Raw genomic sequence first — 16,310 nt, 5'->3', positions numbered from 1 at the left:
AGGTGTTGTTTATTTGGTCAGAATGAGTTTTCCGGCTTGGGTCTGGCGCAGCAAGTAATGCTGACCATCATGTTCTATGATCACGCGTCCTTCTTTACCCAGCAGGCTTTTACTGTCAATTCGACGCTCATTTGGCATGACAGAAGGCGGTGTTTTTTCTTTTGCAGGCGTTGCTGTAGTGTTATCCATACGTGACATAGTGTTTAAAAATAACAATCAATGTAACAATGATAATCATTATCAATAAACTGAGAATTTGCATCAAGTCTTTTTGTGAAATAATTGTGACGGGATCAAATTTGCGGGATTGTGCTGCATTAAAAAAGCCCGGTCGCATTACGCTGACCGGGCCTGGATGGGCACGAACCTTAGGTCGGGTCAGGCGAAACCACCGCCCGGGCATGATGTTAGAATCGACTGTCTACCGCCGCGGCGAGTTTTTCGACCAGCAGTTCCGTATCTTCCCAGTTCAGGCAGGGATCGGTGATTGACTGACCATAAACCAGTGGCTGGCCGCTGACGATTTTTTGCGTACCTTCGCGTAAGAAACTTTCCGCCATGATCCCGGCTATTGCCGTCGAACCATCGCGAATCTGCTGACAGACGTCATCGCACACTTCTAACTGACGGCGATGCTGCTTCTGGCAATTGCCATGGCTGAAATCCACCACCAGATGCTCCGGCAGAGAGAATTCATGCAGCGTATCGCAGGCAGCGGCAATATCTTCGGCAGAGTAGTTCGGCTTTTTACCACCGCGCATGATGATATGACCGTAGGGATTGCCGCTGGTCTGATAGATAGTCATCTGCCCGGTTTTATCCGGTGAGAGGAACATGTGGCTGGCGCGTGACGCGCGAATAGCATCGACGGCGATACGCGTGTTGCCATCTGTTCCGTTTTTGAACCCGACAGGGCAGGAGAGCGCGGAAGCCATTTCACGGTGAATTTGGCTCTCTGTGGTGCGTGCGCCAATTGCGCCCCAGCTGATCAGATCAGCAATAAACTGACCTGTCACCATATCGAGGAATTCAGTGGCCGTCGGTACACCCAGTTCGTTGACCTGTAACAGCAGTTTACGTGCCAGCTCAATACCATGATTTACACGATAGCTGCCATTCAAGTCCGGGTCGGAAATGAGGCCTTTCCAGCCCACGACGGTACGCGGTTTTTCAAAATAGGTACGCATCACGATTTCCAGACGCGCCTGGTGTTTAGTGCGCAGTGCCTGCAAACGCGTGGCGTATTCCATGGCGGCATCGAGATCGTGAATCGAGCATGGTCCAACGATGACCAGCAAGCGAGGATCTTCACCATTCAAGATTTTTTCTATCCGGCGTCGGGAATCCGTAACATGGCGGGCGACGGAGGACGAAACAGGATGCCGTTGCGCAAGCTCTGCTGGAGTGACCAGGTTGTCAATACGCGCAGTACGGAGTTCATCGGTTCTGTTCATTACTTATCTCAGAAATTTGTTGCTTCAACGGCAGGACTACCGGGAAGTGATGTACATCACAATATCACACTCATCCTGCCTGGTGGCGAGCATAATAACAAAAAATCGAACCAATGCACTAGCATTCTAGTACATGCGGCGATTCAGCCCCATAATGTCGAGGATCTTGGTGGCAATCTCTTCTACCGAGTAATTGGTACTGTTCAGCCATGGGATCTGGTTTTTTCGGTACAGCGCTTCTACCTCAGCAACTTCCATTCGGCACTGGCGCAGCGAAGCGTACCGGCTGTTCTCCCGGCGCTCTTCGCGGATCGCCGCCAGGCGCTCAGGGTCGATGGTCAGGCCGAATAATTTATGCTGCAACGGCTTCAGAGAGGCGGGCAGCACCAGATTATCCATATCATCGGCAATAAAGGGGTAGTTGGCCGCACGGATACCAAACTGCATAGCCAGATACAAACTGGTCGGAGTTTTGCCGCAACGAGAAACGCCAAGCAGGATCACCTGCGCCTGATCGAGGTTGCGCAACGAAATACCGTCGTCGTGCGCGAGGGTATAATCAATGGCGGCAATACGCGCATCGTACTTGTTGAGGTTGCCGGGATTCAGGCCGTGCGTGCGATGTGCGATCGGCGTGGGGTCGAGTTTCATCTCATGTTGCAGCGGCGCGACCAGTGCCTGGACGATGTCCTGGCAAAAACCTTCACTTTGTAAAATGATCGAGCGAATTTCCGGCAACACGATGGAGTAGAACACCAGAGGACGCACACCCGTTTGTTGATAAATGGCGTCAATCTGGTCTTTAACCGCCCGCGCACGACTCTCATTTTCAACAAACGGCAGCGTAATGCTGCTGATCGTGACCGGAAATTGCGACATTACCGCGTGACCCAATACCTCTGCGGTGATGGCTGTGCCATCAGAAATATAAAATACATGACGATCAACAGCATTATCCATTTTGCTCATCCTGGGGGCAGACATAATTCTCTGAAAGCATAAATTAAAATTCGTCAGAAGCGAATATTGCTGCATCAGTTTTATAAAGTGAAACAGTATTTTTATATTTAATGAAAAGTACATTTCATTTTTCGGAACAAATGTTTATACCGACTGATTTTGTGGTGATCCCGTGCCGTTCGCGGGTTTGCGCAAATGCGGAAAGAATCTGAAAAAATAAAAAATAAAGTTGCTTGAACGATTCACCGTTTTTTTCGCTGAGGTAAATATGCCAAGATAATTACGCAAAATTGAGTTTCCTAACCTCGTTCATATATAAGGATTGTTCGATGTCCAACAATGGCTCGTCACCGCTGGTGCTTTGGTATAACCAACTCGGCATGAATGATGTAGACAGAGTTGGGGGCAAAAATGCCTCCCTGGGTGAAATGATTACTAACCTTTCAGGTATGGGCGTTTCCGTACCGAATGGTTTTGCAACGACCGCCGATGCGTTTAACCAGTTTCTGGACCAAAGCGGCGTAAACCAGCGCATTTATGAGCTGCTGGATAAAACGGATATTGACGATGTCACCGAGCTTGCAAAAGCGGGTGCACAGATCCGCCAGTGGATTATCGACACTCCTTTCCAGCCTGAACTGGAAAATGCCGTCCGCGATGCCTACGCGCAGCTGTCAGCGGACGATGCCAATGCTTCTTTTGCCGTGCGTTCCTCCGCTACAGCAGAAGATATGCCAGATGCGTCATTCGCGGGCCAGCAGGAAACGTTCCTCAACGTCCAGGGATTTGATGCCGTACTGGTTGCTATCAAACACGTGTTTGCCTCGCTGTTTAACGATCGCGCAATCTCCTATCGTGTTCATCAGGGCTATGATCACCGCGGCGTCGCGCTCTCTGCGGGCGTTCAGCGGATGGTGCGTTCTGATCTCGCGTCTTCCGGTGTCATGTTCTCCATCGATACCGAATCCGGTTTCGATCAGGTGGTGTTTATCACGTCTGCATGGGGCCTGGGCGAGATGGTGGTGCAGGGCGCTGTGAACCCGGATGAATTCTACGTGCATAAACCGACGCTGGCGGCTAATCGTCCGGCGATCGTTCGTCGCACCATGGGTTCGAAAAAAATCCGCATGATCTACGCGCCGACCCAGGAACACGGTAAGCAGGTAACGATCGAAGATGTGCCGCAGGAACAACGCGATGTTTTCTCCCTGACTAACGAAGAAGTGCAGGAACTGGCCAAGCAGGCGGTGCAGATCGAGAAGCATTACGGTCGTCCGATGGACATCGAATGGGCGAAAGACGGTCATACCGGCAAGCTGTTCATTGTACAGGCTCGTCCGGAAACCGTACGTTCTCGCGGCCAGGTGATGGAGCGTTATACGCTGCATGCGCAGGGTAAAATTATTGCTGAAGGTCGTGCCATCGGTCACCGCATTGGCGCGGGTCCGGTCAAAGTCATCCAGGACATCAGCGAAATGAACCGTATCGAACCAGGCGACGTACTGGTTACCGACATGACCGACCCGGACTGGGAACCGATCATGAAGAAAGCAGCGGCGATTGTCACCAACCGTGGCGGTCGTACCTGTCACGCGGCGATTATTGCCCGTGAACTGGGAATTCCGGCCGTGGTAGGCTGTGGCGATGCGACCGAGCGCATGAAAGATGGTGAGAAGGTTACTGTCTCCTGTGCCGAAGGCGACACCGGTTATGTTTACGCTGACATGCTCGACTTTAGCGTGAAGAGTTCCAGCGTGGAGACCATGCCGGATCTGCCGTTGAAGGTGATGATGAACGTCGGTAACCCGGACCGCGCTTTCGACTTCGCTTGTCTGCCAAACGAAGGTGTCGGCCTGGCGCGTCTGGAATTTATCATCAACCGTATGATTGGCGTACACCCGCGTGCTCTGCTGGAGTTTGATGACCAGACGCCTGAGCTGCAAAATGAAATCCGCGCCATGATGAAAGGTTTCGATTCTCCGCGTGAATTCTACATTGGTCGTCTGACGGAAGGGATCGCGACGCTGGGGGCGGCGTTTTATCCAAAACGCGTCATCGTGCGTATGTCTGACTTTAAGTCCAACGAATATGCCAACCTCGTCGGCGGTGAGCGTTATGAACCGCATGAAGAGAACCCGATGCTGGGCTTCCGTGGGGCGGGCCGTTATGTTGCCGATAGCTTCCGCGACTGTTTCGCGCTGGAATGTGATGCCGTAAAACGTGTCCGTAACGATATGGGCCTGACTAACGTCGAAGTAATGGTACCGTTTGTTCGTACCGTTGCCCAGGCGAAAGCGGTGGTGGAAGAGCTGGCACGCCAGGGGCTGAAGCGCGGTGAGAACGGGCTGAAGGTAATCATGATGTGTGAGATCCCATCCAACGCCTTGCTGGCTGAACAGTTCCTCGAATACTTCGATGGCTTCTCTATCGGGTCTAACGACATGACACAACTGGCGCTGGGTCTGGACCGTGACTCTGGCGTGGTTTCTGAACTGTTTGATGAGCGTAACGATGCGGTGAAAGCACTGTTGTCGATGGCGATTCGTGCCGCTAAGAAACAGGGTAAATACGTGGGTATTTGTGGCCAGGGCCCATCTGACCACGAAGACTTCGCGGCCTGGTTGATGGAAGAAGGGATCGACAGCCTGTCGCTCAACCCGGACACCGTTGTGCAGACCTGGCTGAGTCTGGCTGAACTGAACAAGTAACATCATGCCTATCCGGCCTATTCAACGTAGGCCGGATAAGATGCGCTAGCGTCGCCATCCGGCACTTTATCCTGCAACACTCTCCACGCTCAAACGCTGAATAATATCCTGACGCAGTTGGTATTTTTGTACTTTACCGGACGCTGTGCGCGGTAATTTCTCTACGATCACAATGTGCTCAGGGTATTTGTACTTTGCCACCCGCTTGCGACTAAAAAAGGCTACCACTGACTCCAGCGACAGCGAATGGTGCGGAGGTTTTAGCACCACATACGCACACGATCTTTCGCCTAAACGATCGTCCGGCATTGCCACAACGCAGGCATCATGGATACGCGGATGCTGCAACAGAATATCCTCGACCTCGCGGCTACTGATATTTTCTCCACCGCGCACAATAATATCTTTCTTACGCCCGGTGATTTTGATGTATCCGGCATCGTCCATTCGGCATAAATCGCCGCTGTAATACCAGCCGTCTTGATCCAGCGCACGGGCGGTGAGTTCAGGCTCATCAAGGTAGCCCATAAACACATTGGGCCCGCGGGAGGCCTCTTCTCCTTCCATACCCGCAGGCAACGTGTTACGTGCCTCATCGACGACTTTAATTTCCACGCCGGCTGCGGCATATCCGTCGGTGTTCATCATGCGGGAAAGCGAATCATCCAGATTGACCACCGCGTGCGGCGAGCTTTCTGTTGAGCCATAGACGCTTAAAAGTTTAATGCCGAGCAGCTGACAATCGCGGGCTATTTTTTTCGGAATAGTGGTGCCGCCGCATAAGAAAAAGCGTAACGACGAGAGATCGTAGGGATGTTTTTCCACGCTACACAGCATGTCATAGACGAACGGTGTGGCGCCGAGTACGCAGGTACAGCGCTGCTGTACCAGTAATTCGAGACAGGCTGCTGGAGTAAAAATATCCAGCAGTACGCTGCGTGCGCCAATTAAAAACGGTGCGGTCACGCCATGTAAAAAACCGGTAGCATGGCCAAGTGGCGCGGGCATTAAAAATACATCCAGCCAGGTAAGATTAAGACGGGCACAATAGGCGCGTTCACTGGCCAGGATGTTGTTGTGGGTCAGCATTACCCCTTTGGGCATCCCCTCTGTTCCGGAGGTAAACAGCACCGCAGCCAGCTCATCGGCATGCACACTAATTGGCTGGGTTAATTGTGGTGATAAAAGAAGCTGGCTGAGTGCCAGTGAGTCTGTCGCGGGTGCCAGCTTATCGACGGCAACAATCTGTTGCAGATGCGGCAGCTGGTTTTGCAAGGGCAGGATCAGATCTACCGGCCGGGTTTGTTTAAACAGCGTAGGTGCGAAAAAAATCTTTGCCTTGCATTTGTTCAGTACCCATACCAGCTCGGCTTCGCGCCAGGCAGGAAGTAGTGGTACGGAAACCGCTCCGGTTTTCAGACAGGCCAGATAGATAAGGGTAAATTCACACCAGCCGGGCAGTTGAAAGGCGACGCGGTCACCTGGCTGGATTCCGCAGGCTAACAACCAGGTCGCCAGACGGCTGGCCGCGCTGTCGAGCGCGGCGTAGGTGTATGAATCGCCGTGATTATCGACCACAGCGATTTTGTCCGGCATCGCCTGGGCTGTTTGGCTCCAGTAATCACCCAGCGATGCATCCCCCCAAAACCCTTGTTGTCGATAAGCTTCCCGACGTTCGGCATTAAACGTTAATGTGACACTCATGAGTTATTCCCTGGATAATTTCGGTACACGTCCTGCCGAATAACAGATGTGCTGTATCCGGCGTGCAACAGGCGATACGTGTTAGCCGTAACGGAAATCCACACCAAATGTCCCAACCGGGTATTCCCATTGTTCGAGGATAGTAGAGCCGCACAGAACCCGGCAGGTACCACATTCCAGGCAGCCTGCGGAATCAAAATGAATATTTCCACTTTCGTCCTGCTTATACAGTCCAGCAGGACAGGCTTTCAGCAGTTTGCGAAATTCTTTCATGTCAGGATGTTCGGTAAGGATGATGTGCGGATGCCCCTCATCGACATTGAATTTATTAACGCCCAGTTTGACGTCAACATTTACGGTGTTGTCCTGACTCATAGTGCGGTTGCTCCCTTGATGCCGTCTTTCAGTAGGTTCATCAGCCCAATCTGCTTCGCGTGGGATAAAATGGTCTTGCGAATTGGCTGGTTTGGGCTGCCATCAATGGTGAACATATCGCTCATGATATCGGCCACCATGCGCGGGTATTGGGTAAACAAACGGGGGTTTTCCATTAGCGCGGGGATCTTACGGAAATGCTGTAAATCACGCATCACACAACCCTGTGCAAGGGCGCGTTTGTAGTCCATCAGGCTGTTGGCGGAGAAATCCTGACGTTCTTTCGCTGCAATGGCGGTTTTGGCCGCAGCCTCTGCTGAAGCAATCGCCAAATCCATGCCACGCACGGTGTAACCCAGGTTCAGACAAAAACCGGCGGCGTCGCCGACTATCATCACACCGTCATCAACCAGCTTCGGTACCATCGCCAGGCCGCCTTCCGGCACCATGTGTGCGGAATACTCCAGCAATTCACCGCCGGCGATCAGTGGGCGAATAGTGGGGTGCTGTTTAAAATCTTCCAACATTTGCGGAATGCTTTTTGTCGCATGCCCGATATTGCCCAGACCACATACCAGTCCCAGAGAGACGGAGTCTTTGTTGGTATACAGGAAACCTCCGCCCATCAGGCCATTAGATGGCGAACCGGCAAACAACCAGGCGGCACCTTCATTTCCTGACAGATTAAAACGATCTGCAATGACTGCTGGCGGCAGGCCGATCAGTTCTTTTACGCCAACGGCATAATGATGTGCCGAAGAAGGCGGTACCATTCCCAGTGAACGTCCCAGCATGGAATTGACGCCATCAGCAAGGATAACGATATTGGCTTCCAGGATATCGTCACCCGCCTGCACGCCAGTGACTTTGTTGCCTTCCCGGATCAGGGAATCGACGCGAACGCCCGGAATAAACTGAGCCCCGGCCTGTTCGGCTTTTTCCATCAACCAGGGATCGAGCCTGTTGCGCAATACGGTATATGAGTCCTGCGCTGGGGTATTGTCTTTTTCACGGTGGAAATCGAGAGTGACAGCACTTTCTTCCGTCAGGAAAGAGATTTTTTCGCGGGTCACTTTCCGTTCGACAGGGGCTTCCTCTGCAAAGCCGGGCATAATGTGCTCCAGGCTATGCGTGTAGAGTCGTCCTCCGGTCATGTTTTTGCTGCCGGCACTGTTTCCGCGCTCAATAACCAGCACGTCCAGCCCGGCCTGGGCCATCACGTAACCTGCTACCGCACCCGCCACGCCAGCACCGACCACAATGGCATCAAATTTTTCATCTGACATGTTCTTTGCTCCTTTCCCGCTGCGAATGCAGCGGGATATGTGCGTTAAATGTGGCCGTTAGCGACTGAGCTGTTCGATAAGGGCCGGGACGACTTTGTAAATGTCACCAACCAGACCGTAATCGGCGTAGTTGAAGATCGGGGCTTTTTTATCTTTATTGATGGCGACTATGATCTTCGCGCCGTTCCCGCCGACCATATGTTGAATTTGCCCTGAAATGCCCAACGTCAGGTACAGATCTGATTTCAACAGCACGCCGGAAACGCCAATATAGCGCTCGCGCTCCATCCAGTTTTCACCTTCGGCAATAGGGCGTGAACAACCCACTTCGGCACCCAGAACGGCGGCAAGATTGCGTACCATCTGCAGGTCGCTCTCGGCCACCAGGCCACGACCGACGCCAACCACGCGTTTGGCTTTGCTGAGATCGACACTGCTGAGAGATTTGGCGCGACGTTCCTGGCAAACAATCTCATGAAGTGGCGTGATATAAGGTGCTGAGATGACAGGGCAAGTGTGCGCAGGATTGGTTTCTGCTGGTTCAAACATACCAGGGGCAAGCGTGATAATCGCCAGCGCGCTATTCAGTTTTTCTTTACCGAATGCCAGACCGCCATACATACGGTGTTCTGCAAACAGCGCACCTGCATCGAGAGTGACCGATGTGGCGTCGTTTACCATCGCCGCATTGAGTTGCATGCTTAACCGCGCGCCCAGTGATTTTGTGCGTTTAGACGCAGGCATCAGCAACAGGCCGGTGTGCGTTTGCAGTAAGGCTGAGACAGTCTCGGCGTAGTTTTCAACACGCTGCAGTTCACTGGCGTGTTCGAGCACGATGATGTCATCGGCACCCAGCGCTTTCACCTGATCGGCCTGTTCGTTGCCCTGCACAATAAGGTGTACCTGCTCGCCCCACTGGCGGGCGGCGGTCATTAATTCCGCATAGCGTTCTACGTTATCGCTAAACACCCATACGTTGGCTAATTTACTCATGATGATTGTTCTCCGTTGGGCTTAGTTCAGGGCTTTTTTCAGATGTTCGGCCAGTTCGGCAATGGCTTCTGCTGAGTCATTTTCCAGAATGATGTGCTTACGTTCTGTCTGCGGTGGAACGCTAAGGCTGACTAATTCCGCCAGCGGTGACGCTGGCGTCCAGCCAATATCGCTGGCCTGCCAGGGGGTGACGGGTTTTTTGCCGGCACCAAGAATAGCTTTCATTGCCGGAATCCGCGGTGTATTGATATCCGAGGTCACGCAAATTACTGCCGGGAGCGGCAGGTCAATGACTTCGACTTCATCTTCAAGGGTTCGCTCAACCAGAATGCGGTCGCCGTTACGTTGGATGTTGCTTACCGCGTTAACCACAGGAAGCTGCAGGAGCTCACCTACCAGTAGACCGACCTGTTGTGCGTAGACATCGCCGGACCCTTCCCCGAACAGCATCAGATCGAATTTAATGTTTTTAGCCGCACAAGCCAGCGCCTGGGCGGTATCGCGCGGCAGCGCATGCTCCAGCTGAGGGTCCTGCACCATAAACAGGCTATCCGGACCGCGGGATAGCACGTCTTTACGTACTTTAGAGTTTTGCAACAAGGAGCCGCCCACGGTTAAGGCGACAATCTCATCGCCTTCGGCGGTAAGTTGTGTGGCGGCTTCAATCGCATTCAGATCAAATTGACTGATTTTGGCATCGGCCCGATCAAAGTTAAGCGAGCGCTCTGGGGTAATAACAATGTCCTGTTCTTCAGGCACCAACTTAAAGCAGGTTATTATTTTCATGGCATCTCCAGTGAGTCACGTTCGGATGATGACGAAGTGCGTCATTATCGGCAGTAGGGAAAATTTGACTGAAAATAGTGTGCGGCAGAGTGGGGCCTGTTTTCGACGGGGCAATCTGTTTTCATTCCCAACAATCTTGCAGAAAAATGTGCAACGGCGATGCGGAGTTTCTAAGCGAGGAGTAAAAGTTGTGTACGCAAGGTTACACCGTGAAAACAGTAAACGAGGGTGTAATTGAGAAATGCATCCTATTTTTAAGCGATATCTGCCCGCATTTGTTTCTGATATGTAAATCGTTAATGTTGAATTAATAACATTTATTCTTTTCAATTAGTATAAAACGTAAATAACGCACGCTAACAGTGTTCCTGGACAAGAGGTGTCATCTTGCAGACGGCGCAAATAATTTTGTTTCGCTTGGATAGAATATCGTTGTATAACGTGGTTAATCGTTATCATTTAACACTATTAATTTTCCGCACATTTACCATCTAAAGGTGGAGGCTGTCATGTATCAACGATGTTTTGATAATGCCATGGAAACCCTTTTTGAGCAGGGGAAGACCCCCAGATTTTCGCGATTCGTCATCAGTGATGATCCTAACTGGGAGTCGGGCCACCATGTGCATGACAATGAAACCGAACTTATCTATGTCAAAAAAGGTGTCGCGCGCTTAATTATTGATTCTTCACTGTATGTCGCTCACGCCGGGGATATTGTGGTGATAGAACAAGGACGGTTACATGCTGTCGCCTCGGATAGCAACGCACCAGCCACGACCTACACCTGTGCACTGTACGGTTTTCGCTTCAATGGTTGGCAGGATAACCAGCTGTTGCAGTTACACTCGTGTCCGGTCATCAGCGTCGGCCAGGGGAAGGAGGTTATTAAGAGTATTTTTAATGAACTGAGTATTATGATACCGCAGTGTAAAAATAATCTGTCATCCTCTGCTTATGATGCCTTTGCCTACGCATTAACCGTCTTGTATTACGAAAACTTTAAAAATGCTTATCGTTCGGAGCAGGGGTATATTAAAAAAGACGTGTTAATTAAAGATGTTCTGGTGTATTTGAATAACAACTTTCGCGAAAAAATCACACTCGATCAGTTGTCGAAAAAATTTCGCGCCAGTGTGAGTTATATTTGTCACGAATTCACTAAAGAGTATCGTATTTCGCCGATTAATTATGTTATTCAGCGACGGATGACGGAGGCAAAATTTTCGCTGACGAATACGGAAGCGTCGTTAGCGGAAATCTCGTGGCGGGTGGGGTATGAAAATGTTGATCACTTTGCCAAACTCTTCCAGCGACACGTAGGCTGTACTCCCAGCGATTATCGTAAGCAGTTTAAAAATAATCTGACTGAGCAGGAATGCCTGCAGCCGGAAATCTGATTTTCTGGCGTAAGTCCGGATAGCGTTTATCCGCTATCCGGATGATAGTACGGCTTACTTGTTTTGATAATCTTTCAGGATCTGACGTCCGGCGACGTAGATCATGATTTCATCGGTGCCACCGCCAATGCGTTCGCAGCGTACATCACGCCAGAACCGGGATACCCGGGCTTCATCGGTATAACCCAGACCACCCATTATCTGAATTGCGTCGTCGATAACTTCCATCGCTGTGCGCGCGCAGTACAGTTTTGCCAGCGCCGCACTGGTACGCAGTGATTGTTCCTGATCGGCCTGCCAGGCGACTTTCAATACCATATTGCGCATGTTTTCGATTTTAACCGCCATCAGCGCCAGTTTTTCCTGGATCATCTGGTTGTGGCCAATCGGTTTACCAAAGGCGATACGCTGGTTGGCGTAACGTGCGGCATCCTCGAAAGCGCATTCGGCAAAGCCGGTGCTGCGTGCTGCGTTGATCAGTCTCTCCATTTCGAAGTTGTACATCACGTTGAGGAAGCCCATACCCTCTTCGCCGACCATATCACTTTCGTCAACTTCAACGTCATCAAGATAGACTTCGCAGGTACTTAACATGTGCCAGCCGATTTTGTGCAGCGGATTAACTTTGATGCCGGGTTTCTTCGAATCCACCCACCACAGGGTAAAGGCTTTCTTCGGATCTTTCGGCTCGGGATCGCTAGCCAGAACCAGCATATACGGGTACTCTTTGGCACCGGTAATAAAGGTTTTTTGCCCGTTAAGGTACACCTTGCCGTTTTTGCGGGTGTAGCTGGTGGTGGCGCTGTTGTTATCTGAGCCAGCTCCCGGTTCGGTTAACGCCAGCGCATAGGCCGGATCGCCCGTTTCCATGGTGCTTTCAGCGGTTTTACGTAGCTGCTCCGCGGAGCCAAAACGGCGCATACTGTGGATACACTGGCCGTTAGTGATCAGAAAGGCAGGCGCACCACATTTTGAGACTTCCATCAGCGCCAGCATTTGCGTGACGTAATCTGCCGGAATGCCACCGAACTCTTCCGGCACGCCCAGCATCGAAATACCGTTATCCGCAAGCGCGCGCATAAATTCTTTAGGGTAGGTGGAGGTCTGATCGCAGGTGCGGAAATATTCTTCCGGGAAATTACTGGTGATCAGTTCCCGAATGCTGGCAAGCAGCAGCTCTTGTTCTTCAGTTAATGAAAAGTCCATCAGGGTACTCCTTTTAATTGGCGGCGTCGGGCAAAACAAAACCCATCGTGGCATCGATAAATAATCTTTCGTCCATCAGTTTCAGGTCTGGAGAAATAACGGGGGTGAATTCCATTTTGTCCAGAATGTCTTCTTGTAAAGAAACACCAGGGGCAATTTCTACTAAATGGAGGCCATCTTCTTTTAACGTAAATACGGCGCGTTCGGTGATGTAACGTACATCCAGTCCACGTTCGAGGGCAATTTTTCCACTGAAGGTGATTTCAGGTAATTCGTTAACGAATTTCTTCACCCGACCTTCCTGCACGATATTCAATTTGCCGTCGGCAACATCTGTTTTCAGACTTCCGGCTGTCAGGGTGCCGCAGAAAATAATTTTCTTCGAGGTGGCGCTGATATCAATAAAACCGCCAGTGCCCATGATCTTGCCATTGAATTTATGCACACCGACGTTGCCGTGCTGATCGACTTCGGCGAAGCTTAAATAGCACACATCCAGACCGCCACCGTGGTAGAAGTCAAACTGGGAGGTCATATCCAGAATAGCGCGGGTATTGACGTTGGCCCCAAAAGCGATGCCCTGCGAGGTAATACCGCCGATTGGCCCGGTTTCAACCGTCAGTATGAAGTCATCGGCACAGCCTTCTTCACGCGCGACGAGACCAATACCATCGGCAATTCCTACGCCAACGTTACCCACTGCACCTTTGCGCATTTCGAACAGCGCACGTCTGGCCACCAGTTTACGTTGGTTAAGCGGCAGGGCAGTTTGCAGGCTGTCATCAAGGATGAAATCGCCTGAAATAAAACGGTTAACCGGCGCTCCGCCATACAACTGAGTCTGTTCTGGATCGATAACGACGATATCCACCAGATAGCCAGGGATCCGCACGGCTTTAGGGTGCAGTGTGGCTTTCTTCACCATTTTTTGTACCTGCATCATGACGATGCCGCCGTTGTTATGCACGGCCTGCGCGATGACCAGCGCATCGAGATACATCACTTCATCTTCAAAGGTGGCGTAGCCTTCGCTATCACAGGTTGTGGCGCGAATAAAGGCGATATTCGGCGCAATGGCTTTGTAGTAGAGATACTCTTTGTTATCAATTTCTACCAGTTTGATCAGATCTTCGGTGGTCACTTCATTGAGTTTGCCACCTTGTTGGCGGGGATCGACAAACGTGCCAATGCCGATATCACTCAAAATACCTGGCTGATGGGCCGCAGAGGCACGCAGGGTTTGAGTTAATACGCCTTGTGGATAGTTGTAGGCGGCTATTTTATTTTGTTCCGCGAGGTCGGATATCCGTGGGGATTGTCCCCAGTGACCGCACAACGCCCATTTAACTAAACCTTCCTGTGCCAGTGGACTAATACCCCGGTCTGCACGGTCGCCCAGTCCTGTCGGGCTAATTAGCGACAAATTACGTGGCGATTGGCTATTTTTATATTTCTCGGCTAGTGCATTAATTAATGTTGTGGCTTCAAGTATCCCACCGCCAGCGCCTAATACGCAGAGTGTGGCTTCATCCGGAATATAATCAATTGCGTCAGCTGCAGATAATACCGGTACCCGACCATTTAAGCGTGTTGGTCTTGAAAGTTTCATATAAACTCCAGGTTATATTCGTGCGAATGCCTATCGCTATATTCGATAATAGTATTTTGCGTTATTTGAAAATATTTAATCGTCTGCCAGATATTCGTGGTAAAACGAATATCTGGGGCAGGGCGTTATTTATTGCAATTTAAAAATATTGGGCTATTAAGCCTGGTGTAATATTGTCAGAACGGTACGTAGATCGGTTACGGAGATTTGTCCTGGGGCCGAGGCTTTTTTCACCGCACCAAACGTCGCCGCTGAGCCGAAAACTTCGCCGGACAGTCGTGAGATCACACCGGTTTTCGCCATTGACATGGTAATAATTGGGCGGTCGGCGTAGCGTTCCTGCATTTCCAGCGTTGCGCTAAGCAATGTCAGCACATCCGCTTTGCTTTGCGGCATCAACGCGATTTTGGGAATATCTGCACCAAGTTCCTGCATTTTACGCAGTCGCTGGACAATATCATCGGCTGCTGGTGTCTTGTGAAAATCATGATTCGACATAATAACGAAGACATTTTTTGCGTGCGCATGCTCGACGGTCGCTTTAACCAGTTCATCACCGGTGAAAAGCTCCAGGTCGATCATATCTACCAGACCGCTGTCCACTGCTGCGCGGTTTAATGCAATATAGTTTTCGACGGACAGAGCCTGTTCACCCCCTTCTTTGGCACTACGGAAGGTGAACAGCAACGGTTTATCCGCCATCACATCACGGATCGCACGTGCGGCTTCCAGTACTGCGTCAATGGAAGCGACATCTGCAAAATGGTCAACACGCCATTCCAGGATGTCGAAATCCGCTTCGCGATAGGCCAGTGCTTCGCTTTTTACCGTTGAGATGTCTTTACCCATCAGTGAGACAATGATCTTCGGCGCACCCTCGCCAATCACGAGGTTTCTTACGGTTACGGTTTTCATTGATTACCCTTTAACTATTCACAAATACTGCCCATCAGGCTGCAAAACCCATAACCTGTTTGACATACTCCAGCGGGAAATCTTTCCCGGTCCAGAGCTTGAACTGCTCAGCCCCTTGCCACAACAACATGCCGTAACCATCAATCGTTTTGCAACCGGCATGTTGTGCCTGTTGCAACAACCTGGTCATATGCGGGTTATACACGCATTCGGTCACCAGCAGTTCCGGGCGAAGCAGGGAAACGTCGGTCACAATAGATTCGTTATCCAGCGGTTTCATGCCGACTTTCGTGCCGTTGGTCAAAATATCCGCGCTGGCGAGTGCCTCGGCAAATGCCTGTCGATCGGCAAGGTCGATCACGGTGACAACGCAGTCGGTGTTTTCATTAACACGTTTAGCGAATGCCTGCGCCTTTTCAAAGAACTCATCTTTACGGTTAAAGATCTTAATTTCTTTGATGCCTTCAATGGCTGCCTGAGCGCCAATGGCTGTAGACGCGCCGCCCGCGCCCAACAGTACCATGGTTTTACCTTTAATATCGAAGCCGCTTTCTTTAATCGCGCGAATATGGCCGGTGCCGTCGGTGTTGTAACCACGCAGGTAGCCATCATCATTAACGATGGTGTTGATTGCGCCAACCAGTTTGGCGGCAGGTGTTAATTCATCAACATATTCACAGGCCAACTGTTTATTGGGCATAGATACCCCGGTGCCGCGCATTTTTAACGCTTTTAAACCAGCAATTGCATTAGCAAACGTTGAGTTATCGACTTCAAATGCCATGTAGGTAAAAGGCAGGCCCGCTTTTTCTAATGCTTTATTTTGCATCTCAGGGGACAGACTGTGTCTGATAGGGTAGGCCATCAGACCAATCAGTTCATACTTTGCTGTTACGTCCATTTGATACTCCTTC

General features: G+C 50.9%; 14 protein-coding genes. 2 read left to right on the top strand and 12 right to left on the bottom strand.

The annotated features are described in order from the left end of the window. Positions 1 to 9: 9 nt before the first annotated feature. The 3 genes from hemP to ppsR form a co-directional block, all read right to left on the bottom strand. A complete protein-coding gene (gene hemP, locus SK32_RS06705; RefSeq protein WP_048211862.1) occupies positions 10 to 198 on the bottom strand; it encodes a hemin uptake protein HemP in 189 nt (62 codons plus the stop codon). A 209-nt stretch (positions 199 to 407) separates the two neighbouring features. Further along, a complete protein-coding gene (gene aroH / locus SK32_RS06700; RefSeq protein WP_048211861.1) occupies positions 408 to 1,454 on the bottom strand; it encodes a 3-deoxy-7-phosphoheptulonate synthase AroH in 1,047 nt (348 codons plus the stop codon). Positions 1,455 to 1,580: 126 nt separating this feature from the next. Then, entirely contained in the window at positions 1,581 to 2,414 is an 834-nt protein-coding gene (gene ppsR / locus SK32_RS06695) for a posphoenolpyruvate synthetase regulatory kinase/phosphorylase PpsR (protein WP_003030553.1), read from the bottom strand. Between the two features lie 329 nt (positions 2,415 to 2,743). On the opposite strand from ppsR, the gene ppsA reads away from it, so the two are divergent. Beyond that, positions 2,744 to 5,122, top strand: a complete 2,379-nt coding sequence (ppsA, locus tag SK32_RS06690; RefSeq protein WP_048211860.1) for a phosphoenolpyruvate synthase — start codon at positions 2,744 to 2,746, stop codon at positions 5,120 to 5,122. Between the two features lie 66 nt (positions 5,123 to 5,188). Here the strand turns inward: ppsA and fadK are convergent, their stop codons facing one another. The 5 genes from fadK to SK32_RS06665 form a co-directional block, all read right to left on the bottom strand. Next, entirely contained in the window at positions 5,189 to 6,826 is a 1,638-nt protein-coding gene (fadK, locus tag SK32_RS06685; RefSeq protein ID WP_048211859.1) for a medium-chain fatty-acid--CoA ligase, read from the bottom strand. An 81-nt stretch (positions 6,827 to 6,907) separates the two neighbouring features. Further along, entirely contained in the window at positions 6,908 to 7,201 is a 294-nt protein-coding gene (locus tag SK32_RS06680) for a ferredoxin family protein (RefSeq protein ID WP_048211858.1), read from the bottom strand. Next, entirely contained in the window at positions 7,198 to 8,487 is a 1,290-nt protein-coding gene (locus SK32_RS06675) for an FAD-dependent oxidoreductase (protein WP_048211857.1), read from the bottom strand. The genes SK32_RS06680 and SK32_RS06675 overlap by 4 nt, the downstream gene beginning before the upstream one ends. Before the next feature lie 57 nt (positions 8,488 to 8,544). Continuing rightward, entirely contained in the window at positions 8,545 to 9,480 is a 936-nt protein-coding gene (locus tag SK32_RS06670; protein ID WP_048211856.1) for an electron transfer flavoprotein subunit alpha, read from the bottom strand. Positions 9,481 to 9,501: 21 nt separating this feature from the next. Then, positions 9,502 to 10,266, bottom strand: a complete 765-nt coding sequence (locus SK32_RS06665; RefSeq protein WP_048211855.1) for an electron transfer flavoprotein — start codon at positions 10,264 to 10,266, stop codon at positions 9,502 to 9,504. A gap of 509 nt (positions 10,267 to 10,775) precedes the next feature. On the opposite strand from SK32_RS06665, the gene SK32_RS06660 reads away from it, so the two are divergent. Beyond that, on the top strand, positions 10,776 to 11,666 hold the full coding sequence (locus tag SK32_RS06660) for an AraC family transcriptional regulator (RefSeq protein WP_048211854.1): 891 nt from the start codon (positions 10,776 to 10,778) through the stop codon (positions 11,664 to 11,666). 54 nt (positions 11,667 to 11,720) lie between these two features. On the opposite strand, the gene SK32_RS06655 is transcribed toward SK32_RS06660, so the two are convergent. The 4 genes from SK32_RS06655 to ydiB form a co-directional block, all read right to left on the bottom strand. Then, on the bottom strand, positions 11,721 to 12,872 hold the full coding sequence (locus SK32_RS06655) for an acyl-CoA dehydrogenase (RefSeq protein ID WP_048211853.1): 1,152 nt from the start codon (positions 12,870 to 12,872) through the stop codon (positions 11,721 to 11,723). A 13-nt stretch (positions 12,873 to 12,885) separates the two neighbouring features. Next, positions 12,886 to 14,481 (bottom strand): acyl CoA:acetate/3-ketoacid CoA transferase, encoded by a 1,596-nt coding sequence (locus SK32_RS06650; protein ID WP_048211852.1) that lies wholly within the window; start codon positions 14,479 to 14,481, stop codon positions 12,886 to 12,888. 156 nt (positions 14,482 to 14,637) lie between these two features. Next, a complete protein-coding gene (gene aroD, locus SK32_RS06645) occupies positions 14,638 to 15,396 on the bottom strand; it encodes a type I 3-dehydroquinate dehydratase (RefSeq protein ID WP_048211851.1) in 759 nt (252 codons plus the stop codon). A gap of 34 nt (positions 15,397 to 15,430) precedes the next feature. Then, positions 15,431 to 16,297 carry a quinate/shikimate dehydrogenase gene (gene ydiB, locus SK32_RS06640; RefSeq protein ID WP_048211850.1) on the bottom strand — a complete coding sequence of 289 codons (867 nt, stop codon included), beginning with the start codon at positions 16,295 to 16,297 and terminating at the stop codon, positions 15,431 to 15,433. Positions 16,298 to 16,310: the final 13 nt, after the last annotated feature.

Origin of the sequence: Citrobacter sp. MGH100, from assembly GCF_001034465.1 — a bacterium.
In the GTDB taxonomy this organism is placed as follows: Bacteria; Pseudomonadota; Gammaproteobacteria; order Enterobacterales; family Enterobacteriaceae; genus Citrobacter; species Citrobacter youngae.
This window is presented reverse-complemented; position numbering and strand designations above follow the sequence as displayed.

Bases quoted from the DNA above. Each gene is read 5' to 3' on its own strand.
- hemP (WP_048211862.1), bottom strand. From the start codon at position 198: ATGTCACGTATGGATAACACTACAGCAACGCCTGCAAAAGAAAAAACA.
- SK32_RS06660 (WP_048211854.1), top strand. From the start codon at position 10,776: ATGTATCAACGATGTTTTGATAATGCCATGGAAACCCTTTTTGAGCAG.
- SK32_RS06675 (WP_048211857.1), bottom strand. From the start codon at position 8,487: ATGTCAGATGAAAAATTTGATGCCATTGTGGTCGGTGCTGGCGTGGCG.
- SK32_RS06665 (WP_048211855.1), bottom strand. From the start codon at position 10,266: ATGAAAATAATAACCTGCTTTAAGTTGGTGCCTGAAGAACAGGACATT.
- SK32_RS06655 (WP_048211853.1), bottom strand. From the start codon at position 12,872: ATGGACTTTTCATTAACTGAAGAACAAGAGCTGCTGCTTGCCAGCATT.
- ppsA (WP_048211860.1), top strand. From the start codon at position 2,744: ATGTCCAACAATGGCTCGTCACCGCTGGTGCTTTGGTATAACCAACTC.
- ydiB (WP_048211850.1), bottom strand. From the start codon at position 16,297: ATGGACGTAACAGCAAAGTATGAACTGATTGGTCTGATGGCCTACCCT.
- aroH (WP_048211861.1), bottom strand. From the start codon at position 1,454: ATGAACAGAACCGATGAACTCCGTACTGCGCGTATTGACAACCTGGTC.
- SK32_RS06650 (WP_048211852.1), bottom strand. From the start codon at position 14,481: ATGAAACTTTCAAGACCAACACGCTTAAATGGTCGGGTACCGGTATTA.
- SK32_RS06670 (WP_048211856.1), bottom strand. From the start codon at position 9,480: ATGAGTAAATTAGCCAACGTATGGGTGTTTAGCGATAACGTAGAACGC.
- aroD (WP_048211851.1), bottom strand. From the start codon at position 15,396: ATGAAAACCGTAACCGTAAGAAACCTCGTGATTGGCGAGGGTGCGCCG.
- ppsR (WP_003030553.1), bottom strand. From the start codon at position 2,414: ATGGATAATGCTGTTGATCGTCATGTATTTTATATTTCTGATGGCACA.
- fadK (WP_048211859.1), bottom strand. From the start codon at position 6,826: ATGAGTGTCACATTAACGTTTAATGCCGAACGTCGGGAAGCTTATCGA.
- SK32_RS06680 (WP_048211858.1), bottom strand. From the start codon at position 7,201: ATGAGTCAGGACAACACCGTAAATGTTGACGTCAAACTGGGCGTTAAT.